This is a genomic window from Streptomyces sp. CMB-StM0423, from assembly GCF_002847285.1.
Classification (GTDB): domain Bacteria; phylum Actinomycetota; class Actinomycetes; order Streptomycetales; family Streptomycetaceae; genus Streptomyces.
Genome location: NZ_CP025407.1, coordinates 5,516,128 through 5,536,298, shown reverse-complemented (window position 1 = coordinate 5,536,298; position 20,171 = coordinate 5,516,128). Strand labels below are relative to the sequence as shown.

General features: G+C 75.8%; 17 protein-coding genes and 1 tRNA gene. 11 read left to right on the top strand and 7 right to left on the bottom strand.

Features of this window, described 5'->3' with window-relative positions:
- Nucleotides 1-202: 202 nt before the first annotated feature.
- Nucleotides 203-1,834 carry a HAMP domain-containing sensor histidine kinase gene (locus CXR04_RS24165; protein ID WP_101424384.1) on the bottom strand — a complete coding sequence of 544 codons (1,632 nt, stop codon included), beginning with the start codon at nucleotides 1,832-1,834 and terminating at the stop codon, nucleotides 203-205.
- Complete coding sequence (locus tag CXR04_RS24160) at nucleotides 1,831-2,535, bottom strand: response regulator transcription factor (protein WP_101424383.1); 705 nt, start codon at nucleotides 2,533-2,535, stop codon at nucleotides 1,831-1,833. The genes CXR04_RS24165 and CXR04_RS24160 overlap by 4 nt, the downstream gene beginning before the upstream one ends.
- Before the next feature lie 141 nt (nucleotides 2,536-2,676).
- Here CXR04_RS24160 and CXR04_RS24155 point away from each other — a divergent pair, with 141 nt between their 5' ends.
- Nucleotides 2,677-3,261, top strand: coding sequence for a hypothetical protein (locus CXR04_RS24155; protein WP_101424382.1), 585 nt, complete (start codon nucleotides 2,677-2,679; stop codon nucleotides 3,259-3,261).
- A gap of 21 nt (nucleotides 3,262-3,282) precedes the next feature.
- On the opposite strand, the gene CXR04_RS24150 is transcribed toward CXR04_RS24155, so the two are convergent.
- Both CXR04_RS24150 and CXR04_RS24145 read right to left on the bottom strand, forming a co-directional pair.
- On the bottom strand, nucleotides 3,283-4,140 hold the full coding sequence (locus tag CXR04_RS24150) for a spermidine synthase (RefSeq protein WP_234380454.1): 858 nt from the start codon (nucleotides 4,138-4,140) through the stop codon (nucleotides 3,283-3,285).
- 67 nt (nucleotides 4,141-4,207) lie between these two features.
- A complete protein-coding gene (locus tag CXR04_RS24145) occupies nucleotides 4,208-4,582 on the bottom strand; it encodes a hypothetical protein (protein WP_101424380.1) in 375 nt (124 codons plus the stop codon).
- Nucleotides 4,583-4,884: 302 nt separating this feature from the next.
- Here CXR04_RS24145 and CXR04_RS24140 point away from each other — a divergent pair, with 302 nt between their 5' ends.
- The 8 genes from CXR04_RS24140 (at nucleotide 4,885) to CXR04_RS24105 (ending at nucleotide 13,261) form a co-directional block, all read left to right on the top strand.
- Nucleotides 4,885-6,183: a transcriptional regulator gene (locus tag CXR04_RS24140; RefSeq protein ID WP_101424379.1), complete on the top strand. Its 1,299-nt coding sequence runs from the start codon at nucleotides 4,885-4,887 to the stop codon at nucleotides 6,181-6,183.
- 191 nt (nucleotides 6,184-6,374) lie between these two features.
- A complete protein-coding gene (locus CXR04_RS24135; RefSeq protein WP_234380453.1) occupies nucleotides 6,375-7,421 on the top strand; it encodes a phosphatase PAP2 family protein in 1,047 nt (348 codons plus the stop codon).
- Nucleotides 7,422-7,651: 230 nt separating this feature from the next.
- Nucleotides 7,652-8,920, top strand: a complete 1,269-nt coding sequence (locus tag CXR04_RS24130) for a hypothetical protein (protein WP_442802470.1) — start codon at nucleotides 7,652-7,654, stop codon at nucleotides 8,918-8,920.
- On the top strand, nucleotides 8,917-10,464 hold the full coding sequence (locus tag CXR04_RS24125; RefSeq protein WP_199850520.1) for a hypothetical protein: 1,548 nt from the start codon (nucleotides 8,917-8,919) through the stop codon (nucleotides 10,462-10,464). The genes CXR04_RS24130 and CXR04_RS24125 overlap by 4 nt, the downstream gene beginning before the upstream one ends.
- A 236-nt stretch (nucleotides 10,465-10,700) precedes the next feature.
- Entirely contained in the window at nucleotides 10,701-12,008 is a 1,308-nt protein-coding gene (locus tag CXR04_RS24120) for an AAA domain-containing protein (RefSeq protein ID WP_101426563.1), read from the top strand.
- A 109-nt stretch (nucleotides 12,009-12,117) separates the two neighbouring features.
- On the top strand, nucleotides 12,118-12,498 hold the full coding sequence (locus tag CXR04_RS24115; protein ID WP_101424376.1) for a hypothetical protein: 381 nt from the start codon (nucleotides 12,118-12,120) through the stop codon (nucleotides 12,496-12,498).
- 124 nt (nucleotides 12,499-12,622) lie between these two features.
- Nucleotides 12,623-13,210: a bifunctional DNA primase/polymerase gene (locus tag CXR04_RS24110; RefSeq protein WP_101424375.1), complete on the top strand. Its 588-nt coding sequence runs from the start codon at nucleotides 12,623-12,625 to the stop codon at nucleotides 13,208-13,210.
- Nucleotides 13,188-13,261, top strand: a tRNA-Lys gene (locus tag CXR04_RS24105). The genes CXR04_RS24110 and CXR04_RS24105 overlap by 23 nt, the downstream gene beginning before the upstream one ends.
- Before the next feature lie 123 nt (nucleotides 13,262-13,384).
- Here CXR04_RS24105 and CXR04_RS24100 read toward each other — a convergent pair.
- Nucleotides 13,385-14,818, bottom strand: coding sequence for a M6 family metalloprotease domain-containing protein (locus CXR04_RS24100; protein ID WP_101424374.1), 1,434 nt, complete (start codon nucleotides 14,816-14,818; stop codon nucleotides 13,385-13,387).
- A gap of 446 nt (nucleotides 14,819-15,264) precedes the next feature.
- Between CXR04_RS24100 and CXR04_RS24095 the strand changes: the two genes are divergently transcribed.
- Nucleotides 15,265-17,034 (top strand): putative bifunctional diguanylate cyclase/phosphodiesterase, encoded by a 1,770-nt coding sequence (locus tag CXR04_RS24095; protein ID WP_101424373.1) that lies wholly within the window; start codon nucleotides 15,265-15,267, stop codon nucleotides 17,032-17,034.
- Between the two features lie 96 nt (nucleotides 17,035-17,130).
- On the opposite strand, the gene CXR04_RS24090 is transcribed toward CXR04_RS24095, so the two are convergent.
- Both CXR04_RS24090 and CXR04_RS24085 read right to left on the bottom strand, forming a co-directional pair.
- Entirely contained in the window at nucleotides 17,131-17,871 is a 741-nt protein-coding gene (locus CXR04_RS24090; RefSeq protein ID WP_101424372.1) for a maleate cis-trans isomerase family protein, read from the bottom strand.
- A gap of 100 nt (nucleotides 17,872-17,971) precedes the next feature.
- Nucleotides 17,972-18,946: a maleate cis-trans isomerase family protein gene (locus CXR04_RS24085; protein WP_234380451.1), complete on the bottom strand. Its 975-nt coding sequence runs from the start codon at nucleotides 18,944-18,946 to the stop codon at nucleotides 17,972-17,974.
- Between the two features lie 248 nt (nucleotides 18,947-19,194).
- Between CXR04_RS24085 and CXR04_RS24080 the strand changes: the two genes are divergently transcribed.
- Nucleotides 19,195-20,136 (top strand): D-2-hydroxyacid dehydrogenase, encoded by a 942-nt coding sequence (locus tag CXR04_RS24080; RefSeq protein ID WP_101424370.1) that lies wholly within the window; start codon nucleotides 19,195-19,197, stop codon nucleotides 20,134-20,136.
- Nucleotides 20,137-20,171: the final 35 nt, after the last annotated feature.

Genomic DNA, 20,171 nt, shown 5'->3' with positions numbered 1-20,171 from the left:
GGGCAGAGCAGAGCAGCGCAGAGCAGAGCTGCGCCCGGAGGCCGGGCGGAGAGACGGGCGCCCGCCGGACCGGCAACCGGCGGGCGCCGCAAGGGGAGGCGAGGGCCGTCGCGGCCCGTACGCAGGCCGCCGCGTGACGGGCGGGGGCCCGCGGCCGGCGCGGCGGGCCGGCGCCTTTCAGGGGCGGGGGCCGCCGCCCGCGCTACGCGCGCCGCGCACCCGCGCCCGCGCCCGCGGCGGCCCCCGGCCCCGCCCCCGCGGCCCCGCCGCCCGCACCGCCCTTGCCGGTACCGGCACCCCTGCCCGCACCGCCTCCCTTGCCCGCACCGCCCCCTTTGCCCGTACGGGTCCCGCCGCCCTTGCCCGTCCCCCTGCCGGCGCCCGGGGCCGCAGTCCCGTCCCCGTCCCCCGCGCCGCCGCCCGCCGGGCCCTCCGCCGCCCGGCCGCGCCGCCGCCGTACCACCCGGTGGCGCTGCCGGCGCCGCTCGCCGTCCGCCGCGGCGGGACCGGTGCGCAGCGCCAGCCAGAGCCGTATCTCCGCGCCGCCCAGCACCGACCGTCCGATCCGCACGTCCCCGCCCGTCGACTCCGCGACCCGCCGCACGATGTCCAGACCCAGGCCCGTCGACCCCGGACCGCCCTGCCCCTGGCCGCGGGCGAGCGCCGCCTCCGGGTCGCGGATGCCGGGCCCCGCGTCCGAGGCCAGCACGATCACGGCGTCGCCCGCGTGGTGCACGTCGACGGAGAAGCCCGTGCCCTCCGGGGTGTGCCGGAAGACGTTGCCTATGAGCGCGTCGATCGCCGCGGCCAACTCGGCGCGCGCCACCGGCACCTGCGCCGGTCTGTCGACCCCCGCCAGCCGCGCGGACCTGCGCTCGTCCTCCGCCAGCGCCGACCAGAACTCCATCCGCTCCCTGATCACCGCCGAGACGTCGCAGCCGGCCACCGCCGCCGCCTGCTGCCCCGCGGGCCGGCCGCGCTGCTCGCGCACGGTGGCGATGATCTGGTCGATCTCGCGCTCCAGTTGGGCCACCGCCTGCCGGGTCTGCTCGGCGGCGCCGCTCTCGCCCAGGGAGGCGGCATTGAGCCGCAGCACGGTCAGCGGGGTGCGCAGCCGGTGGGAGAGGTCGGCGGCCAGCTCGCGCTCGTTGGCCAGCAGTAGCGCGACCTGGTCGGCCATCGAGTTGAACGCCACGGCCGCCGACCGCAGTTCGGAGGGCCCCGACTCCTCGACCCGGACGCCGAGCTTGCCCTCCCCCAGGTCGTGCGCCGCGCCCGCGAGTCGGCGCGCGGGCCGCACCATCCGGGTGCCGAGCCGGTCCGCGACGGCGACCGAGCCCGCGATCAGCGCCAGGCCGACGCCCGCCAGCACCAGCCACGCCAGCGCCACGCCCTCGGTCAGCTCCGCCGCCGGCACGAACACCTCGACGACGGCGACCCGGTCGCCCTCGACGGCGATGGGCTGCAGCAGCGCGTGCCCGCCGGGGACGGATACCAGCAGCGACGTGCCCGCGCCGGAGGCGCGCTCCACGTCGGCCGCGCCGGCGCGCGGCTCCCCGATCCGTACCGCCGACATACCCTCCGCGCTGCCGCGCGGCACGTGCACCGCGATCCGCCCGCCCGCGCCGGCCTCGGTGCTGCCGACCGCGCGCTCCAACTGCTCGGCGTCGGTGGTGATCGCCAGCGCCGGGCCGATGCCGGCGGCGATCCGTTCGGCGTTGGTCAGCGCCCGGTCGCGGGCCATCTCCTTGACGACCAGCCCGAGCGGCACGGCGAAGGCGACCACCACCATCACCGTGACCGCCAGGCACACCTTGACCAGCGCCCACCTCATGCGGGCGGGATCCCGGCCGGCGGGTCGAGCTTCACGCCGACGCCGCGCAGGGTGTGCAGATAGCGGGGCCGCGCGGCGGTCTCGCCGAGCTTGCGGCGCAGCCAGGACAGGTGGACGTCGATGGTCTGGTCGTCGCCGTACGACTGCCGCCACACCTCGGACAGCAGCTCCCGCCGCGGTACGACGACGCCGGGCCGCTCGGCGAGGAACGCCAGCATGTCGAACTCGCGCCGGGTCAGGTCCAGCTCGCGGCCGTCCAGCTCCGCGCTGCGCCGCCGCAGGTCGATGGCGAGGCCCCCGACGCGCAGTTGCCGCGGCGGCGGGGCGGCGGCGGTGCGGCCCCCGGCACGGCGCAGCACGGCGCCGAGGCGGGCCTGCAGATGCTCGACGGAGAAGGGCTTGACGAGATAGTCGTCGGCGCCGTCGTTGAGGATGCGGACGATCTCGGACTCGTCGTCCCGCGCGGTGGCGACGATGACCGGCACGTCGGTGAGGCCGCGGAGCATCTTCAGCGCCTCGGCGCCGTCGAGGTCGGGCAGCCCGAGGTCGAGGATCACGACGTCGAACCCGTGGTGCGCGACCTCGCGGAGCGCCTCCAGCGCCGTGCCCACGCTGCGCACGGTGTGGGCGGCGTCCGTGAGATGCCTGATCAGCGCGGAGCGCACGAACTGGTCGTCCTCCACCAGCAGCACACTTGCCATGTCCGGCAACGTACGCCAAAAGCGCGGTTCGCGCCGCCCCGCCTCCGCCCGCCTGTGGATAACCGGCGGGAAGCGGTTCCGGCCGGGGTGCGGCACCGCGGGGGCGGGTGCGGCAGGATATGGCTGATGCGTCGAAGGCTTGTGCACGCGCTCGCGTGGACCCTGGCGACACTGGCGGCCGTGACCGTGTCGTGGTTCGGGGTCAGGCTGGTGCTGGACAGCACGTCCGACCGGCCGCACACGGTGCCGCTGTCGGGCCGGGCGCCGTCGTCGCCGCCTCCTTTGGTCGGCACGGCGACGGAGCGGCCCGCACCGCCCTCGCCGACGCCGGAGCCGGAAACCCCGTCGGCGCCGGAGAGTTCCCAGGATCCGCCGGGGCGCGAGAAGCGTACGGAGAGCTCCGAGGGCACGGTCGGGGCGGAAGAGGGCCAGGGGGAAAGCCCGGGGGACGGCGCGGGGGACGCGGGGCAGCAGGACCTGCCGGCGGCGAGCGCGACGGGGGACGTGCAGACGTATCCGGTGGCCGGCGGGCGGGTGACGTTCGAGATGGCCGCGGACGCGGCGGAGTTGGTGTCGGCGACGCCGGACGCCGGGTGGCAGATGCAGACGTGGGAGCAGACGACGTGGATCCGCGTCGACTTCGTCGCGGACGGCCGGCGGACGTCGGTGATCTGCACGTGGCACGACGGCCCGCCGCGGGTGGAGACGAACGAGTACGCGACCTGACGGGTCCGGCCCCGTCCTCTGCTACGTGAACACCCCGGGCGGCGGCGCCGGCGACTCGGTCGCCGTGGCGTCGGTCACCGGCCGGGCGCCGGCGGCGAAGTCCCGGAGCGCGCGGCCGTGTTCGACGCGGCCGGGCTGCGGGTCGGTGGCCGCCCTGCGGGTCAGCTCGCCGACCGGCAGCGGGACGGCGGAGGCGAGGAGCACGGCGTTGCCGAAGCGCCGGCCGCGCCAGACGGCGGGGGCGGCGACGACGCACAGTTCGGGGAAGACCGCGGCGGCGGTGGCGGTCTGCGCCCGCAGATACGCGAGCGGCGGCCCGTCGGCGAGATTGGCGGCGTAGACGCCGCCGGGGCGCAGCACGCGGCGTACGTCGCCCAGGAACTCCGTGGTGGTCAGGTGCGCGGGCGTGCGCGCGACGTGGAAGACGTCGCCGATGATCAGGTCCGCCCAGTCGTCCGGCACCCTGGCGAGCACCGCGCGGGCGTCCCCGTGCCGCACCCGGATCCGCGCCCGCTCGGGCAGCGGCAGTTCGGCGCGTATCAGCGCGGTGAGCCTGCCGTCGATCTCGACGGCCTGCTGGACGGAGCGGGGGCGGGTGGCGGCGACGTAGCGCGGGAGGGTCAGCGCGCCGCCGCCGAGGTGCAGGACCTGCACGGGGCGGCCGGCGGGGGCGACGAGGTCGGCGGCGTGGCCGAGGCGGCGCTGGTACTCGAACGCCAGGTGCGCGGGGTCGTCGAGGTCGACGTGCGACTGCGGGGCGCCGTCGAGGAGCAGCATCCAGGCGCGCGGGCGGTCGGGGTCGGGACGCAGTTCGGCGGTGCCACCGTCCACGTCCACCACGACGGGGCTGCGCCCGCCGCGCGACCTCTGCCTGGCCACGCGCCCAGTATCCCCCGCGCGGGTCCTGGGCGCGCTCCGCGGGGGTGCCGAGCGGGCGGCCCGCGGCTCAGAAGCGGTCGGCGGCCTCGATCGTGCGGGCCGCCTCGCACAGCGCCGCCGCCAGCAGCACCGGGTCCGTCGCCGGCGCCGCCTCCTCCGGCGGCACCAGCCAGTACGTCCCCGCCACCGGCGGCGCCGAGAACGGGCGGCGTAACGCCGGGGTGCACGCGCTGCCGGGCAGGTCCCAGCGCGCCGCCGTGCCCGACGGCACCAGGAAGCCGAGGGTGTCGACGCCGCCGTCGTGCAGCACGGGCCCGACGGCCGTGCGCAGGCGGAGGATGTCGACCGCTTCGAGGCCGTGTCGTGCCGGGACGGTGACCAGGTCACACGGGTCCGCGGCGGCTCTCGTACCGACAGTGGTCTCCCCGCCGGTGTCCGGCACAGGAACCCCTCCTCATCCAGTCCCCGTCGTGGTTCCCCCGGTCTTCTGCACATCCAACGCCAGGACCGCGTCAACGGCACGGCATGAAGTCGCCGCAAAGGATGGCGTTTTATAGCGGATCGGCGGCGAAGGGTCCCGCGGGTCGGCAGACTCTGCGTGGCGGCGCGCGCACCGCGGGTGCGAGCGGGCCGCCGTGCGGCGCCGGCCGTGGAGCCCATCAGTTGCCGATCGGCGGTCGCGGCACAGTAGTTGTCGAGCAGCACCAGGGAGGAACAGCGGACGTGGCCGCCCCACCCGACCGATTGCGTCCCAACGCCGCCTTCCGCGCGCTGCGCGGCAGCCGGTCACCGGGCGAGTTCGCCGCCTCGGTGCGGCGGGCCGCGCGGGAGATCGGCGAGCAGGTCTCCTGTGACGCGCGCTACGTGGGCCGCGTCGAGTCCGGCGAGATCCGGTGCCCGAACTACGCGTACGAGCGGGTGTTCCTGCACATGTTCCCGGGCCGCTCGCTGGGCGATCTGGGCTTCGAGCCGCGGGCGGCGGTACGGGGCCGAAGGGCGCGCGGCAGCAAAGATGCGCCCCCGTGCACGTCCGTACGCCCCACGCCTCCGGAGAGGCCGGCGGAGCCCTCCCCCGCCGCCTCCGCGGCCGGCCCGCCGCAGCCGCTCCCGCCCTTCCCGGCGCTGCCGCCCGCCCGGACCCGTACGCCCGAGTTCCCCATGGCCGCCGCGGCGGAGGCGGTACGCCGCATCCGGCTGCACGACGACCGGCACGGCGCCGACGACCTCTACGCCCGCGCCTGCTGCACCCTGCGCACCGCCCGCGACCTGCTCCCCGAGACCGCCCCGCGCCCCGGCTCCGACGCCGAGCGGCTGCACGCCGCGGCCGGTGAGCTGGCCCTCTCCGTCGGCTGGCTGGCCCACGACTCCGGCCGCTACGCCGACGCCCGCTCGCACTACGCCGAGGCCCTCGCCACCGCCCGGCTCGCCGACGACCCCGCGCTGGAGGCGCACGCCTTCTCCAACACCGCGTTCCTCGCCCGCGACACCGGCCGTGCCCACGAGGCCGTACGCGCAGCCCAGGCCGGCCGCCGCGCCGCCGCCGCGGCCGGCTGCGACCGGCTGCGCTCGCTGCTCGCCGCCCGCGAGGCCGGCGGCTGGGCGCTCCTCGGCGACCCCGCCGCCACCCGCGAGGCGCTGACCACGGCAGGCGACCTGTTCGCGCGGGGCGCGGCGGACGAGTGCCCGGAGTGGATGTCCTTCTACGGCGAAGCCGAACTGGCCGGCCTGGAGGCCCAGTGCTGGGCGGCGCTCGGCGACCACACCCGCGCCGCCGAGTGCGCCCGCCGCGCAGTACTGCTGCAGGAACCGCACTTCGCCCGCAACACCGCCCTCTTCACCGCGGAGCTGGCCGCCGACCTCGCCGCCGCGGGCCGGCCGGACGAGGCCGCCGCCGCGGCCGGCAGCGCGCTCGCGCTCCTGGAGGAGGTGCGTTCCGCGCGTGTACGCGCCATGCTCGACGCCACCGCGGAGCGGCTGCGGCGCTGGTCAGGCAGCTCCGAGGTGGACGCGTTCCTGGCGAACCTGGGGCTGATTTCCGCCTGATCCGGCAACCCCGGGCAACCTTTCCGGATCATTCCGCGTCTTTCTGGCTCCCTCCACCGTTCAGTGGAGGTTGCATCCACCAACCGGTGGAGGGATATACATCGTGCGGTGGGCTGACGTACACCGTACGGTTGTCCGTGGGCCACGTGGGGCGGCCCGTAGCGGGGAAGCGGAGACGGAGTGCCTGGACCATGCGACTGAGGCAGCGTTGGTGGACGGAGCTGTTGCTCGTCGTCGTGGTGTACATGGCGTATTCGGCGGGCCGGCTGTTCGCCCGCGGCGACGTGACCATGGCGGTCGACAACGGCCTCGCGCTGCTCGACATCGAGAAGACCCTGCACGTCAACTTCGAGGACCCGCTCAACAGACTGTTCACCGCGCACGCGGTGCTCGGCGTCCCCGCCGACTTCATCTACGCGTCCCTGCACTACGTCGTCACGCCCGTGGTCCTGGTGTGGGTCTGGCTCCGCCACCGCGTGCACTACCGGCGCTACCGCACCTGGCTGCTGCTCTCCACCGTCGTCGCGCTCGTCGGCTTCATCCTCATGCCGACCTGCCCGCCCCGGCTGCTGGACCCGGCGTACGGGTTCGTCGACACGATGGCGCAGTACTCCTCGTACGGCTGGTGGGGCGGTGAGGCGAGCGCGCCCCGCGGGCTCGGCGGGCTGACCAACCAGTACGCGGCGATGCCCAGCCTGCACGTGGGCTGGGCGCTGTGGTGCGCGGTGGTGCTGTGGCGGCACGCCCCGCACACGCCGGTCCGGCTGCTGGGCGTCGCGTACCCGCTCGTCACCACCATCGTGGTCATGGGCACCGCCAACCACTACTTCCTCGACGCGGTCGCGGGCGCCGCCGTCATGGGCATCGGCTGGCTGCTGCTCCGCCCGTCGCTGCGCATCGCGGACGGCATCCGCCGCCGGGTGTACCGGCTCGCCTCCCACATCGGCGGCCGCGGCACGCCCGCGGGCGGCAGCGTGGTCGCCGCGGGCGGCCCGCGGCCCGACGACCCGGACGGCAGCGACGTACCGGCGGACGACCGCGCGCCGGAGAAGGTCCGCACGGGCGGGGGCGGCGGCCCCCCGGGAGAGGCCCCGGAAGCGCCGCACATCCCGAGCCCGCGCACCACCCACGAGAACCCGGCCCCGGGCGACCCGCCGGCGCCGTCGGGCGGCAGACGGGCGCCCGTGGAGCAGCGCGGGGGCGCGGCACAGGTGATGTGCCGGAGACTCGCGTACTGACGCGCGGCGGGCGCGGCGGCTGACGGTGCCGCGCCCCGGGGCCGGCCCGTACCCGAAGATCCGCCGGATGCGGCGCGTGCGCGCCTGACACCGGCGGACGCGACACCGCAGGCGCGACGGACCACCCCCCGGCGGACCGCCGCGACACCGCACGCGCCACGTGGGCACCCCCGGTGTCGGTGGGGCGTGCCAGACTGCGGCGCGTGGAACGTACGACCGCTACGGGCGACTTGACCCCCGCCCACGCCGCCGCCATCGCCGCCGGGCGCGGGACCGACCCGGCGCCGGGGCCCTCGCTGCGCCGCCGGCTCGACGCGCTGCGCGGCGCGGACGTCCAGGCGCGCGCGCTGGACGCGCGGGCGCTCGCCGCGCTTGCGGCCAACCCCGGGTGCCGCCGCCGGACGCTGCTGGACGGCGCCGGGATCGACAAAGGCGCGCTCGCCGAGGCGCTGGGCAGACCGGCGCCGTTCGGCCAGTCGCAGTTCGCGTTCGCCCGCGGCAACGCCTTCGAGGCCCGTATCACCGCCGACGACGGCGCCGAGTTGCTGAGCCTCCTCGCCGAGCGGACCGGCGGGACCCCGCCGGAGCCCGCCGCCGTGCACGTCCCCGACCTGGCCGCCCCCGGTCCCCGCGGACGTACGGAGCGCACCCGGCTGGCCATCGCCGAGGCGGTGGCGGCGGGCGGCTGGACGCTGCTGCGGCACCCGATGGTCAGCCTGGAGGTCGCGGGCGCGCCGGTGTACCTGGAGCCGGACGCGGCGGTCGTCGGCCCCGACGGGCGCTGCACGGTGGTCGAGATCAAGTCCTTCCCGATCCTTGACGGGGCCGCGGATCCGGCGAAGGTGGGCGCGGCGGCCCGGCAGGCGGCGGTGTACGTGCTGGCGCTGCAGCCGCACTGCGAGGTGCACCACAACGTGCTGCTGGTGTGCCCCAAGGACTTCTCCAACCAGCCGGTCGCGGAACCCGTCGACGTACGCAGGCAACTGGCCGCCACCCGCCGCCAACTGGCCCGGCTCACCCGCCTCGAAGCGATCGCCGCCACCCTGCCCGCGGACCTCACCCTGGACGTCCGCCAGCCCCCGCCCCGGCTGGTGACGGCGGTGGAGTCGGTGCCCGCCGCGTACGCCCCGGAGTGCCTGGCGGCCTGCGAACTGGCCTTCCACTGCCGCGCGCAAGCCCGCGAGCGGGGCGATGTGACGGCCCTGGGCCGCGGCGTACGCAGCGACCTCGGCGGCCTGCGCACGGTGGCGGAGGTCATGACGGCGGCCTCGGGCGGGGCACCGCGGGCGGGCGAGGCGGGCGGGGCGGATACGGGGCGGATCGCCACGGGTCCCGCCGCTGCCGCGCAGGCGGCGGAGGCGGAGTCGGACCGCATCGGTCTGTCTCCGGAGGATCCCGCCGTGGCGGCGTTGCGGCGGGCCGCCGTGCTGCGTGCGGAGGCGCTGGCCACCGTCGCGTGCGCGGCCGCCGAACCTGGCGGCGGGGGCAGCCGCGTATGAGTCTCATGGTCACCCTCGCGCGGGCGGAGGCCGTGGTCGCCGGGCGGGCCACCCCGCTCGCGACCGTGCGGCACCGGCATCTGTCCGACCGGCCGCTCGTCCTCGTCCCGATGACCGCCGCCGGCGAGGCCGCCGCCCCGCTCGGCGCGCTCGTCGGCTGCGACCGCGACCGGCCGCGCCTGCTGGCCGTACCGCAGCCGCGCGACCGCGATCTGCGGTTCGCGTTCCTGGCGGAACTGGCGGCGGAAGTGCTGCCGTACGTCGAGTCGTTCGCGGAAGCCCCCGGTGACACCGGCGGCGCCACCGGCGACAGCGGGGCCGCACCCGCCGGGGGCCCCGCGGAGCCCGCCCAGGAGCCCTGTGCCGACGCCGCGCAGCTCCTCGTACCCAGCCGCGCGGGCGTCGAGTACGTGCGCCTCCTCGGCCGCTCCATGCGCTTCCGCAGGACCGCCGAGGACGACCCGGACACGCCGCACCCCGCGCCCCCGCGCGTGCCGCTCCTCGGCCGCTGGCTGTCGCACTACGGCGAGCGCGCCCGCGTGCCCGGCGCCGCGCTGCTGCTGTCGGCAACGGAACTGCTCGCCCGGCACTGGGCCACCGGCCAGAGCACCGTCGAGGACCAGCACCTCGGCGCCCTGCTCGCCTGGATCACGGACGGCGCGGTGGCCGCGGAGCGCGCGGAGACCGGCCGCGACGCCGAGGGCCAACTGCTCGTGCCCCCGGCGGGACCCGCCACCGACCCCGCGTTCGACAACAGGCTCCTCGCCCCCGCTATGGCCCGCTTCGACCGCGCCCGCACCGAGGGCGACCCCGCCGCGACCCGGGCGGCGGAAGAGACCGTCGCCCGGCTCGTGGAGAGCCGGCTGCGGCCCACGTGGGACGCGGTCTGGCGGTCGTACGACCTGCTGCGTGCCCTGCCCGAGGGCAGGCACGTGCCCGGCCGGTGGCTCGGCGACAGGTGGTCGTTCACCGCCCACCGCGACCGGGTGCGCGCCGGCGAGCCCCCGCAGCCGCGCCGCGACGACGCCGTGACCGCCGCCCGCAAGCTGGCCCAGCGCGAGCGCGCGCTGGCCGAACTGGACGCCCAGGAGGCGCTGGACGACCCGCTGACGATGGCGGAGCGGCGGCTCGCGGGGCAGGCGTTCGTGTGCCGTACGGAGTCGGTGGAGATGGCGTACTCGGAAGGCCGCCGCCCGATGCCCCGGCCGTTGGTCACCGTCGCCACGGACGACGAACCGCACCTGGAGGACGGCGGCAAGGTCTACCGCGAGCTGCCCGGCGGACGCACGCAGCGCGCGCTGGTCGCCGGGTACGGGGACGGGCGCGTCACCGTGCAGTTGCAGGACGGCATGGGCCGCTCGCGCACCCCCGCGGAGGGCTCGGTGCCGGAGCCGGGCGACCGGGTGGTGTGGACGCTCTTCGAGCACACGGCCCGCCGCGGTCCCGCGCTGCCGGAGCCGGAGGACACCCCGTGGACGCACGGCACCCCGGCGGCGCGGGCCGCGGAGGAGCCGGACCGGGTGACGGCGGAGGACTTCCTGTGACGACGGAGCCGAGGACGGACGCGTACGGGCGCGAGGGCGGCACGCAGGGCGCGGCGGGAACACCGGGCGGCCCGGCGGCCGGAGCGACGGGCCCCGCGGAGGCGCCCGGTGCCGCGCAGCGCCCCCGCGCGCACGCCCCCGAGCCCCGCACCGCGGCCACGCGCCCCCCGCGTCCGGCCGGACCCCGGCCCCACGACGCCGACCCCGCCACCGCCGCCAGGACCGCCACCGAGGCCATCCTCCGCGACACCCTCGACGGTCACTCCCGAGGCGTCCTCGTCGACTCCCCGCCCGGCGCCGGCAAGTCCACCCTCGTCGTCCGCGCCGCCCGCGAGCTGGCCGCCGCCGGCCGCAGGCTCCTCCTCGTCGCCCAGACCAACGCGCAGGTCGACGACCTCGTCGACCGCCTCGCCCGGGAGCAGCCCGACCTGCCCGTCGGCCGGCTGCACAGCAGCGACCCCCGCCCCTACGACCCCGTGCTCGACGGCCACGAGCAGGTGCGTACCGCCACGAGCCTCGCCGATCTCGCCGGGCTCGGCGTCATCGCCTCCACCGCCGCGAAGTGGGCCTACGTCGCCGCGGCCCGGGCGAAGGAGGGCGTGGGCGCCGAGCGCTGGGAGCACGCCATCGTGGACGAGGCGTACCAGATGCGCTCCGACGCGCTGCTCTCCGTCGCCGGGCTCTTCGAGCGCGCGCTGTTCGTGGGCGACCCCGGGCAGCTCGACCCGTTCAGCGCGGTCGGCGCCGAGCAGTGGTCGGGGCTGGCCTGGGACCCCGCGGCCAGCGCCGTGACGACGCTGCTGGCGCACCATCCGGGGCTGCCGCAGCACCGGCTGCCGGTGTCCTGGCGGCTGCCGGCGTCGGCCGGGCCGCTGGTGTCCCGGGCGTTCTACCCCTTCACGCCGTTCCGGAGCGGTACGGGCCCGGGTGAACGGCGGCTGGCGTTCGCGGAGCGGTCGGACGGGTCGGGCGCCGACCGGGTGCTGGACGAGGCGGCGGCGAGCGGCTGGGGGCTGCTGGAGCTACCGGCGGCGCACACGCCGCGGACCGACCCGGCGGCGGTGGCGGCGGTGGCGCAGGTGGTGCGGCGGCTGCTGGAGCGGCGCGGCACGACGGCCTCGGAGCGCGGCGAGGGCGAGCTGACGGCGGACCGGATCGCGGTGGGCACGGCGCACCGGGACCAGGCCGCGGCGGTACGGGCCGCGCTCGCGCGGACGCTGCCCGCGGAGGCCGGGGACGCGGTGACGGTGGACACGGCGAACCGGCTGCAGGGCATGGAGTTCGACGTCACGGTGGTGCTGCACCCGCTGTCGGGACGCCCGGACGCGACGGCGTTCCACCTGGAGACCGGGCGCCTGTGCGTGCTCGCCTCGCGGCACCGGCACGCGTGCGTCGTCGTCTGCCGGGCGGGCGTGCCCGAGCTGCTCGACGAGCACCCGTCGACGGAGCCGGTGCAGCTCGGCGCGGCGGTCAAGTTCCCGGACGGCTGGGAGGCCCACCAGGCGGTGCTGGCGCACCTGGCGGACCATCGTGTACGGGCGTGAGCGCCGGCCCGGCACGCGCCCGTACGGGCGGTCCCGCGGCGCCGTACAGGGGCGGGGTTGCGCGGCGGGGGACAATGGGCGGTGGCACAGAGGCAAGTGGAGGACCCCTATGACGGAGCCGGACCCGGCTCGGCCAGGCCGGACGGAGCAGCCGCGCACCCCGCGCCGGCCCGCCGCGCTGCTCTTCGAGCCGCCGCTCGCGGAGCCCGACCCCGAGCACTTCTTCGGCCTGGAGTCGATCGAGGACCCCGGCGAGCTGCTGGCCCGCGCCACCGACCTCACGCTGGCCTTCCGGGCGGCGACCGACCGGGCCATCGAGTACCAGGCGATGGCGGCGGCGCAGCTCGCCGACCCCAAGCGGTTCGACCGGCTGACGCCGGCGGCGATCGCGGAACGGGCGGACTGGACCGAGGACTACGCGAAGCGGATGGTCGAGTACGGCCGCGACCTCCTCGCGGGCGGCGGCACGGGGTCCCCTTCGGAGACGTAGCACGCGCGCGAGGACAGGTCACACGCGCGCAAACCGCCGCAGAATACTCGCCTCCCCGCCGTCCTGTCCCCGGTTCCGGTGATCTGTACGGAGGCGTGCGGCAGCGCGCGTAGATGTGGTTTCCATGAACCGTCACGCATCGGACACTCCCGCCAGCGACGTGACCCCCGCGGGCGCCGACTGGCTCGCCTCCGCCAGCCCCTTCCCGCGCAGCGTGCACGCGCTGTGGTCACAGCGCCCCGCGGCGCCCGCCGTGCTGCCCTGCGGCGGCGCGTTCGACGTGGTGAGCTTCCCCGCGCTGCCGGGCCGCCGGGTGCTGGAGCTGCTGTGGGCGCAGGGCGCGGGCAGCGGCCCCGCCGCGGCCGTACGCGACCGGACGCTGCTCTTCGCCGCCCCCGGCACCGCCGCCCGGCTGCCCGCCCTGCTGTCCTGGGAGGAGTGGCGCCCCGGGCTGCCCCCGGCACTCTGCCACGGGCCGGGGGACGCGGTCATGCTGCCGCCGGTGTACGGGCGGCACGAGGGCGCCGGCGCGGGGGCGGCGCGCTGGCTGGTCGCGCCGGAGGTGCGGTTCCCGTGGCTGCCGGGCCCGAAGGAGTTGCTGTGGGGGTGCGTACGGGCCGCGGTGGCCGCTCCCGAATACCGATTTTCGATCTCCGGGGGCCGGGTGCTAAGGTCGTCCACGTCGACAGGCGCCGTTAGCTCAGTTGGTTAGAGCAGCTGACTCTTAATCAGCGGGTCCGGGGTTCGAGTCCCTGACGGCGTACAGCACGCAAGACCGTCGACCCGGGCGCTTTCGGATCTCCGAAGGCGCCCGGTCCGCGTTCCGGGCCACATCCCGCGACGGCACGGCACGGCATCCGCGGCACCGGCACCCGCGCCGCCGGGTTCACCCCCGCTTCGCCGCGCCCCGTACGATCCGTACGCCCCAGCCCCCGTCCGCCGTACGCCCGGTGACCTCCACGCGTACGCCCTCGCGCTTCAGCTCCAGGCTCTCGCCCTCGCCCAGCGGGGCGTCGGCGAGCGGCGGGTAGACGGAGGTGTCGTGGCAGGCGGCGGTGCGGGGGTGGCCGTCGACGACCTCGACGGGGCCGCCGCCGGAGTCGGTGCCGGTGTGGACGCGGTAGACGAGGACGCCCTCGGTGCAGGCGTGCCGGTCGTTGGCGTAGCGGCCGCGGGCCTCGACGGCGATGGCGGTGGTGGCGCCGGTGGGCACGACCACGAGCCTGGTGTCGCGCCGCAGGACCGCCGTCCCCTTGCCGTTCCCGCCCCGCTCCCTGCGCTCGGCCGGCTCGCCGTGCTCGCCCGGCTCGCCCCGGTCCCCCGGGCCTCCCGCATCCCCTGCGCCCCCGCCGGCACCCGCACCTCCCGCGTCCCGTCGCCCCCGGACCTCCCCTGCCCCGTTCTCCGCTTGCGTCTCCGTGGCCCCGCGCGGGCGCGTCCGCGGGCTCGTGGGGGCGGACAGCGCGTGCAGCGTGAAGCGGTCAGACCCGGGGTTCGCGGCGCAGCCGACCTGGTCGTCTCCCAGCCAGCCGAGTTTCCACTTGTGCCAGCCGAAGGGGTCGGGCGCCAGCCCGAACTGGCTGCCCATGAGGTCCCAGTCGCCGACGTGGGTGTCCCAGTCGGCCCTGCCGTCGAGCGGGCGGTGGTAGAGGTCGGGGAGGTCGAAGACGTGGCCGGTCTCGTGGGCGAGGACGTTGCGGTCGGGCGGGTGCTGCTCGAAGACGGTGACGATGCGGTGCAGGTCGGTGCCGTCGGCGCGCATCGGGGTTTCGAAGTTGACCACCTTGGTGGCATCGGAATCCACACCGGGGGCATCCGGGTCGGCGACAAAATAGACCACGTCGAAATCACGGAAGTCCACTTTCCGATCGGCCGCGGACACCGCGTCGTTCAGGAAACGGCTGCGCGCCGCCGGGTCCCAGTCACGGGCGATGCCGTACGACAGGGAGTCCGACGGCATGCGTATCCACCGCTCGCGCGCGTCGACCTGCAGCCGGAACTGGCCGTACGAGGCCCGCTCGAAGAACTCGGCGGTGGCCGGGAAATGGTCCCCGGTCAGCTCGTCCGGGGAGGTCAGCGGCTCCGAATCGGGGAAGGAGAGATACACCATCACCGCGTCGAGGGTCTTCTTCGGCCGCGGGTAGGCCGGATCCCAGCCGGCGATCCCCTCGGAGTGGTGGGCGGCGGTCCGCTCCAGCGCGCAGGGGTGTCCCGGCTGGGCGCCGACCGGGTCGGCGATGAGGGAGGTGGCCATGACGGCGGAGAGCGAGGTCGCCACGGCGGCGGCCCGGTGCAACGCGCGCGACTGGTCCTGTTCCACAGGGGGTATGGATGGGTGGGCCACATCGACCTCATCGGCTCGGAAGAGTAGGGAACACAGCCCACTTTGTTCGTGTTTGTTCCCGTCCGTCCTGTTCCAGTGCCCCACACGGGTGACTCCGGGGCGGGACGAGAGGGGAGATCAGGAGCATGTGCGGGTAACACAAAGTCACATCTGGTCATTCGCCCGGCAGGAGGCGGCCATGTGCGATCACTCCCGGCCCCATCCGGCTCAGCGCTTTCCGCGCCGTAGCGGCGTCACTGGATCGACACAGCCGGTAGCCCTATGATCGGGCACATTTCCAGCGCTGTGGCTCTGCAGCGGCGGAGCCGAGCGGTCCCCACGGGCGGGAGCGAGCGGTGAGCGTATCTCTCGAAGGGCCGGGCTGCGGGCCCGGGACCTCACTCCAGGCGGTCACGGAACGTCACCTGCCCGCGGGCGCGCCCGTGGACGACTTCCGCGCCGCCTTCGACGGGGCACAGCTCGCGATGGCCGTCGTGGGCGGCGACGGCCTCGTACGGGCCGCGAACAGCCGGATGCAGGAGCTGGTCGGCGCCGGTGAGAGCGGTCTCGCCGGCGCCTCGGCGGCGGAGCTGACCGGGCTGCGCGACGAGCCGTGGAGCTGGGCCGGCTTCGTCGACGTGCTCCAGGGCAGGCGCGCCTCGCTGCGCTGTACGCGGCGGATGAAGGACGCGAACGGCCGGTCGCTGTCGGTCGAGATGACCCTCACCCCGCTGTCCGGCGGCCGGGCGCTGCTGTCGCTCTCGGACGTCACCGAGCAGCGCGAGCTGCGCGCGAAGCTGCGCCATCTGAAGATGCACGACCCGGTGACCCGGCTGCCGAACCGGGAGCTGTTCTTCGAGCGGCTCACCGGCGCGCTCCAGGAGGCCAGGCAGGCGGAGGAGCCCGCGGCCGAGCACGGCGGCGCCGGCCGGGGCCGCGGGCAGGGCGGATCCCGTACGCGCACGCGGGCGGCGGCGCCGGCGCCGGGCGCGGCGGGGCGCGTCGGGCTCGCGTACCTCGACCTCGACGGCTTCAAGGCCGTCAACGACACCCTCGGGCACCGCGTGGGCGACCGGCTGCTCGCCGCCGTCGCCCGCCGGCTGGTGGCCTGCACCGCGGAGGCGGGCAAGGCCGAGAAGCACGGCATCACGGTCGCCCGGCTCGGGGGCGACGAGTTCGCGGTGCTGGTGGCCCGCTCCGCCGGTACGGAGCAGCTCGGCGAGCTGGCGCAGCGGCTGCTCGACGCGCTCCAGGAGCCGTTCGACCTCGCCGGGCAGCGGCTCGCGGTCTCGGCGAGCATCGGCGTCGTCGAGCGCGCGGCCAGCGGGCAGACGGCCACGGCCCTGATGCAGGCCGCCGACACCACGCTGTACTGGGCGAAGGCTGACGGCAAGGCCCGCTGGACCCTCTTCGACCCCGAGCGCAACGCCCACCGCATGACCCGGCAGGCGCTCTCCTCCACGCTGCGCCCGGCCATCGAGCGCGGCGAGTTCACGCTCGACTACCAGCCGCTCATCGACCTCGGCGACGGCAGCGTGCGCGGCGTGGAGGCGCTGGTGCGCTGGCAGCACCCGAAGCTCGGCACGCTGACGCCGAATCGGTTCATCGGACTGGCCGAGGAGAACGGCGCGATCGTGCCGCTCGGCCGCTGGGTGCTGGCCACCGCCTGCCGCCGCGCGGCCGGCTGGCGCCGGCTGCGCCCCGCGGACCCGGTGTTCGTCAGCGTCAACGTCGCCGTGCGGCAGGTGTGGGACTCCGACCTGGTCGCCGATGTCGCGCAGATCCTGGAGGAGACGGGCCTGCCGCCGCGGCTGCTGCAACTGGAGCTGACGGAGTCGGCGGTCATGGGCTCGGCGGGCCGGCCGCTGCAGGCGCTCCAGGAGCTGAGCGAGATGGGCGTCGGCATCGCCATCGACGACTTCGGTACGGGCTACTCCAACCTCGCGTACCTCAGCAGGCTGCCGGTGTCCGCGCTGAAGCTCGACGGATCGTTCGTGCGCGGCTTCAGCTCCGCCGAGCACCCGAGCCCGGCGGACGAGACGATCGTCGAGGCCCTGGTCGACCTGGCGCACCGGCTGGGCATCAGCGTCACGGCGGAGTGCGTGGAGAGCGGCGAGCAGGCCGAGCGGCTGCGCCGGATCGGCTGCGACACGGCGCAGGGCTGGTTCTACTCCCGGGCCGTGCCGGCCGAGCGGGTCGAGCGGCTGCTGTAGGACGGCCGGAGGGCGTCGCCTTCCGGCCGTCGTGTACGTCCCGCGCCCGGCTCGTACGCCCGTCGCACCGGCGCGTACACCCCCGGGCGCCCGCGGTCAGCCCCGGGCGGTGAAGAGCCGCCCCAGCGCCGGCTCCGCCGCCCGGCGGCCCAGGAGGCGCAGGCCCTCCCAGACAGTGACCTGGTTCGCCGTGAGCACCGGCTTGCCGAGCGCGGCCTCCACCTCGGCGACGTACGCCGCCGTGTGCAGCGCCGTGTCCGGCAGCAGCACCGCGTCCGCGTCCGGGTGGTCGCCCGCCCGGGCCAGCTCCAGCACCTCGTCCCTGGCCCAGGTGCCGACCTCGGCGGCGGTGATGATCCCGCTGCCGCGCGTCGACGTGACCTCGGCGCCGCCCGCCTTGAGGAACACGGCGAACAGCTCCGCCACGTCCTCCGGGTACGTCGCGGCCACCGCCACCCGCCGCACGCCCAGCTCCGCCACCGCGCGCGCGAAGGCGAAGGACGTGCTGGAGGCCGGCAGCCCCGCGGTCTCGGACAGCTCGGCCACCTGCCGCGCCGCGCCCTCGGGACCGTAGACGAAGCTGGCGCTGGTGCACGCCCAGACCACCGCCTGCGCCCCCCGGGCCTTGAGCTGGTCCACGCCGGCGGCCAGCCGGGCGGCGGAGCCCATCTCCAGCAGGGCGTCCACGCGGTGGGCGTCCTCGCCGATGTCGGTGTGGACGAGCGGCAGCGCCGTCCCGCCGCCGAGCATGTCCTGGATGCGGGGGTAGTCGTCCTCGGCCGAGTACCCGGGGTAGAGGAACCCGACGGTCGCGGTCGCCTTCGCGGTCTGCCGCACACTGCCTCCCTACGTGAACGTGCGTATCCCGGCGTGGGCACTCCCCCACGCCGGGTCTCCGGTGTGCTTCCTGCGCCGGCCTACGCCGGTCCGCGCCGCCCTACGCCGGCCACTGCCCGGGATCGTCCGGCCACAGCGGCTCCGCCGCGTCCGCCGCGTCGGCGTCCTGTGCCTGCGCGGAGCCCGCCAGCGCCGCCTCCGGCGGGGGCGGCGGGGCGGCCATGTCCGCGGGCGGGGCGGGGACCTCGGGCGGCCCTCCCGGCGGCTCCGCCGACAGCACCGTCACATCCGGGAGCACCGTGGCGTCCGGGGGCGCCATGGACGCCCAGCCGAGCCGCGCTGCCGGGTCCAGCAGCGCCTGGTAAGGGCCCACGGCCTCCTTGCCGATGCGCTGCAGGGCTTCCCAGACCGTGACCTGGTTCGCGGAGAGCACCGGCATCCGCAGCTCCGCTTCGAGCTGCGGGATGACGTCGTACGTCGGCAGGTTGGTGCAACTGATGAACAGCGCGTCCGGGGAGCCCTGCGCGACCGCGATCCGCGCCATCTCGACGACCTGCCGGTACGGCACCCGCCAGATGTGCCGGGTCAGGCCGAGGCTGGCGCGCCCCGTGACCTCGATGCCGCCTTCTTCGAGGAAGTCCTCCAGGGCTCCGGTGACGGACGGTGTATACGGCGTGACGATGGCGGTGCGACGGGCACCGATCTCGTTCAGCGCCGCGAGCATGGCTCCGGATGTCGTCAGCGCCGGCACGGCGGCGGCGGACGACATGGCGGCGGTCATGGCGCGCTCGCCCATGCGGCCGTCGGCGAAGCTGCCGGACGCGCACGCGTAGGCGATGACCTCGGGCGAGACGGCGGTCAGGGCCCGCACCGCCTCGCGCAGGGTCTGGTGCTCACTCACGAGTCTGGCCAGGTCGAGACTGACCTCGACGGGGACGTAGGGCGTGCGCGTCAGATGCAGGGACACATCGTCCGGCACCCATCGCCAGAGCTCGCGGTCGAGCGCGAAGTCAAAAGGGGCTACGACACCCACACCACGCTGTGGCTGTGGTCCGCCCAGAAAAGAGACGTCCATGAGGATGCCCCATTCGTACGGAGGGCTGGGGGAAGGTAAATCATCTGGAGCAGCCGGTGAGCGACCGGGACGCAGTGGCAGATGCGGTTATTGACGAAGGTAGAGGCACACCCCTAGCGTGGTCAATCCTCGCATCTCCGACGTTTTTCCGCCTTCTCTTTCAGGCTACATCCGGTGATGGATGCAGTACTGCCCCCGCCACCGGACCCCATTGCAGCAGTGCCACATTGCGGGACGGTTTCCTTCCTATGTCCGATATCCGCGTGCTCGTCCTCGATGACGATCCGCCGCCCGACCTGGACCGACTCCGCGGCCGGGCCCAAGTGATCAGCACGGGCGAGGACGGCCTCGCCGAGCTGCTGCCCTCCGCCGACGTGGTGCTGGTGTGGGACTTCACCTCCCCCGCGGTGCGCAGAGCCTGGCCGGGGCCGGGGCCGCGACCCGGATGGGTGCACACCCCGAGCGCCGGGGTCGACCATGTGCTCTCCCCCGAGTTCGCCGCCTCGGACACCGTGCTGACCAACGCCCGCGGGGTCTTCGACCAACCCATCGCAGAGTACGTGGCCGGGCTGGTGCTGGCGATGGCCAAGGACCTGCCGGGCACCTGGGAGCGGCAGCGGCAGCGCCGCTGGCAGCACCGCGAGACCCTGCGGCTCGCGGGGACCCGGGCGGTGGTGGTGGGCGCCGGGCCGATCGGGCGGGCCATCGCGGAGACGCTGGGCTGCCTGGACGTGCGTACGGAGCTGGTGGGCAGGACCGCACGCGAGGGCGTACGCGGCCAGGCGGAGCTGCCCGCGCTGCTGGTGGAGGCCGACTGGGTGGTCTGCGCGGCACCGCTCACGGAGGAGACCCGCGGGATGTTCGGCAGCGACGCGTTCGCGGCGATGCCGGACCGGGCCCGGTTCATCAACGTCGGCCGCGGCCCGCTGGTCGACACCACGGCGCTGGTCGCGGCGCTGGAGCAGCAGGAGATCGCGGCGGCGGCCCTGGACGTCTTCGAGAACGAGCCGCTGGCGCCCGAGGACCCGCTGTGGCAGGTGCCGGGGCTGTTCGTCTCGCCGCACATGAGCGGCGACATCGTGGGCTGGCGCGGGGCGCTGTCCGACCAGTTCCTGGAGCTGTTCGGCCTCTGGGAGGCGGGCCGGCCGCTCTTCAACGTCGTGGACAAGCAGGTCGGGTACGTACGGTGACGCAGAATGCGGAGAAGGTGACGGACGACTCAGGA

Bases quoted from the DNA above. Each gene is read 5' to 3' on its own strand.
- CXR04_RS24115 (WP_101424376.1), top strand. From the start codon at position 12,118: ATGACGGAGCCGGACCCGGCTCGGCCAGGCCGGACGGAGCAGCCGCGC.
- CXR04_RS24080 (WP_101424370.1), top strand. From the start codon at position 19,195: ATGTCCGATATCCGCGTGCTCGTCCTCGATGACGATCCGCCGCCCGAC.
- CXR04_RS24165 (WP_101424384.1), bottom strand. From the start codon at position 1,834: ATGAGGTGGGCGCTGGTCAAGGTGTGCCTGGCGGTCACGGTGATGGTG.
- CXR04_RS24110 (WP_101424375.1), top strand. From the start codon at position 12,623: ATGAACCGTCACGCATCGGACACTCCCGCCAGCGACGTGACCCCCGCG.
- CXR04_RS24160 (WP_101424383.1), bottom strand. From the start codon at position 2,535: ATGGCAAGTGTGCTGCTGGTGGAGGACGACCAGTTCGTGCGCTCCGCG.
- CXR04_RS24135 (WP_234380453.1), top strand. From the start codon at position 6,375: ATGCGACTGAGGCAGCGTTGGTGGACGGAGCTGTTGCTCGTCGTCGTG.
- CXR04_RS24085 (WP_234380451.1), bottom strand. From the start codon at position 18,946: ATGGACGTCTCTTTTCTGGGCGGACCACAGCCACAGCGTGGTGTGGGT.
- CXR04_RS24125 (WP_199850520.1), top strand. From the start codon at position 8,917: ATGAGTCTCATGGTCACCCTCGCGCGGGCGGAGGCCGTGGTCGCCGGG.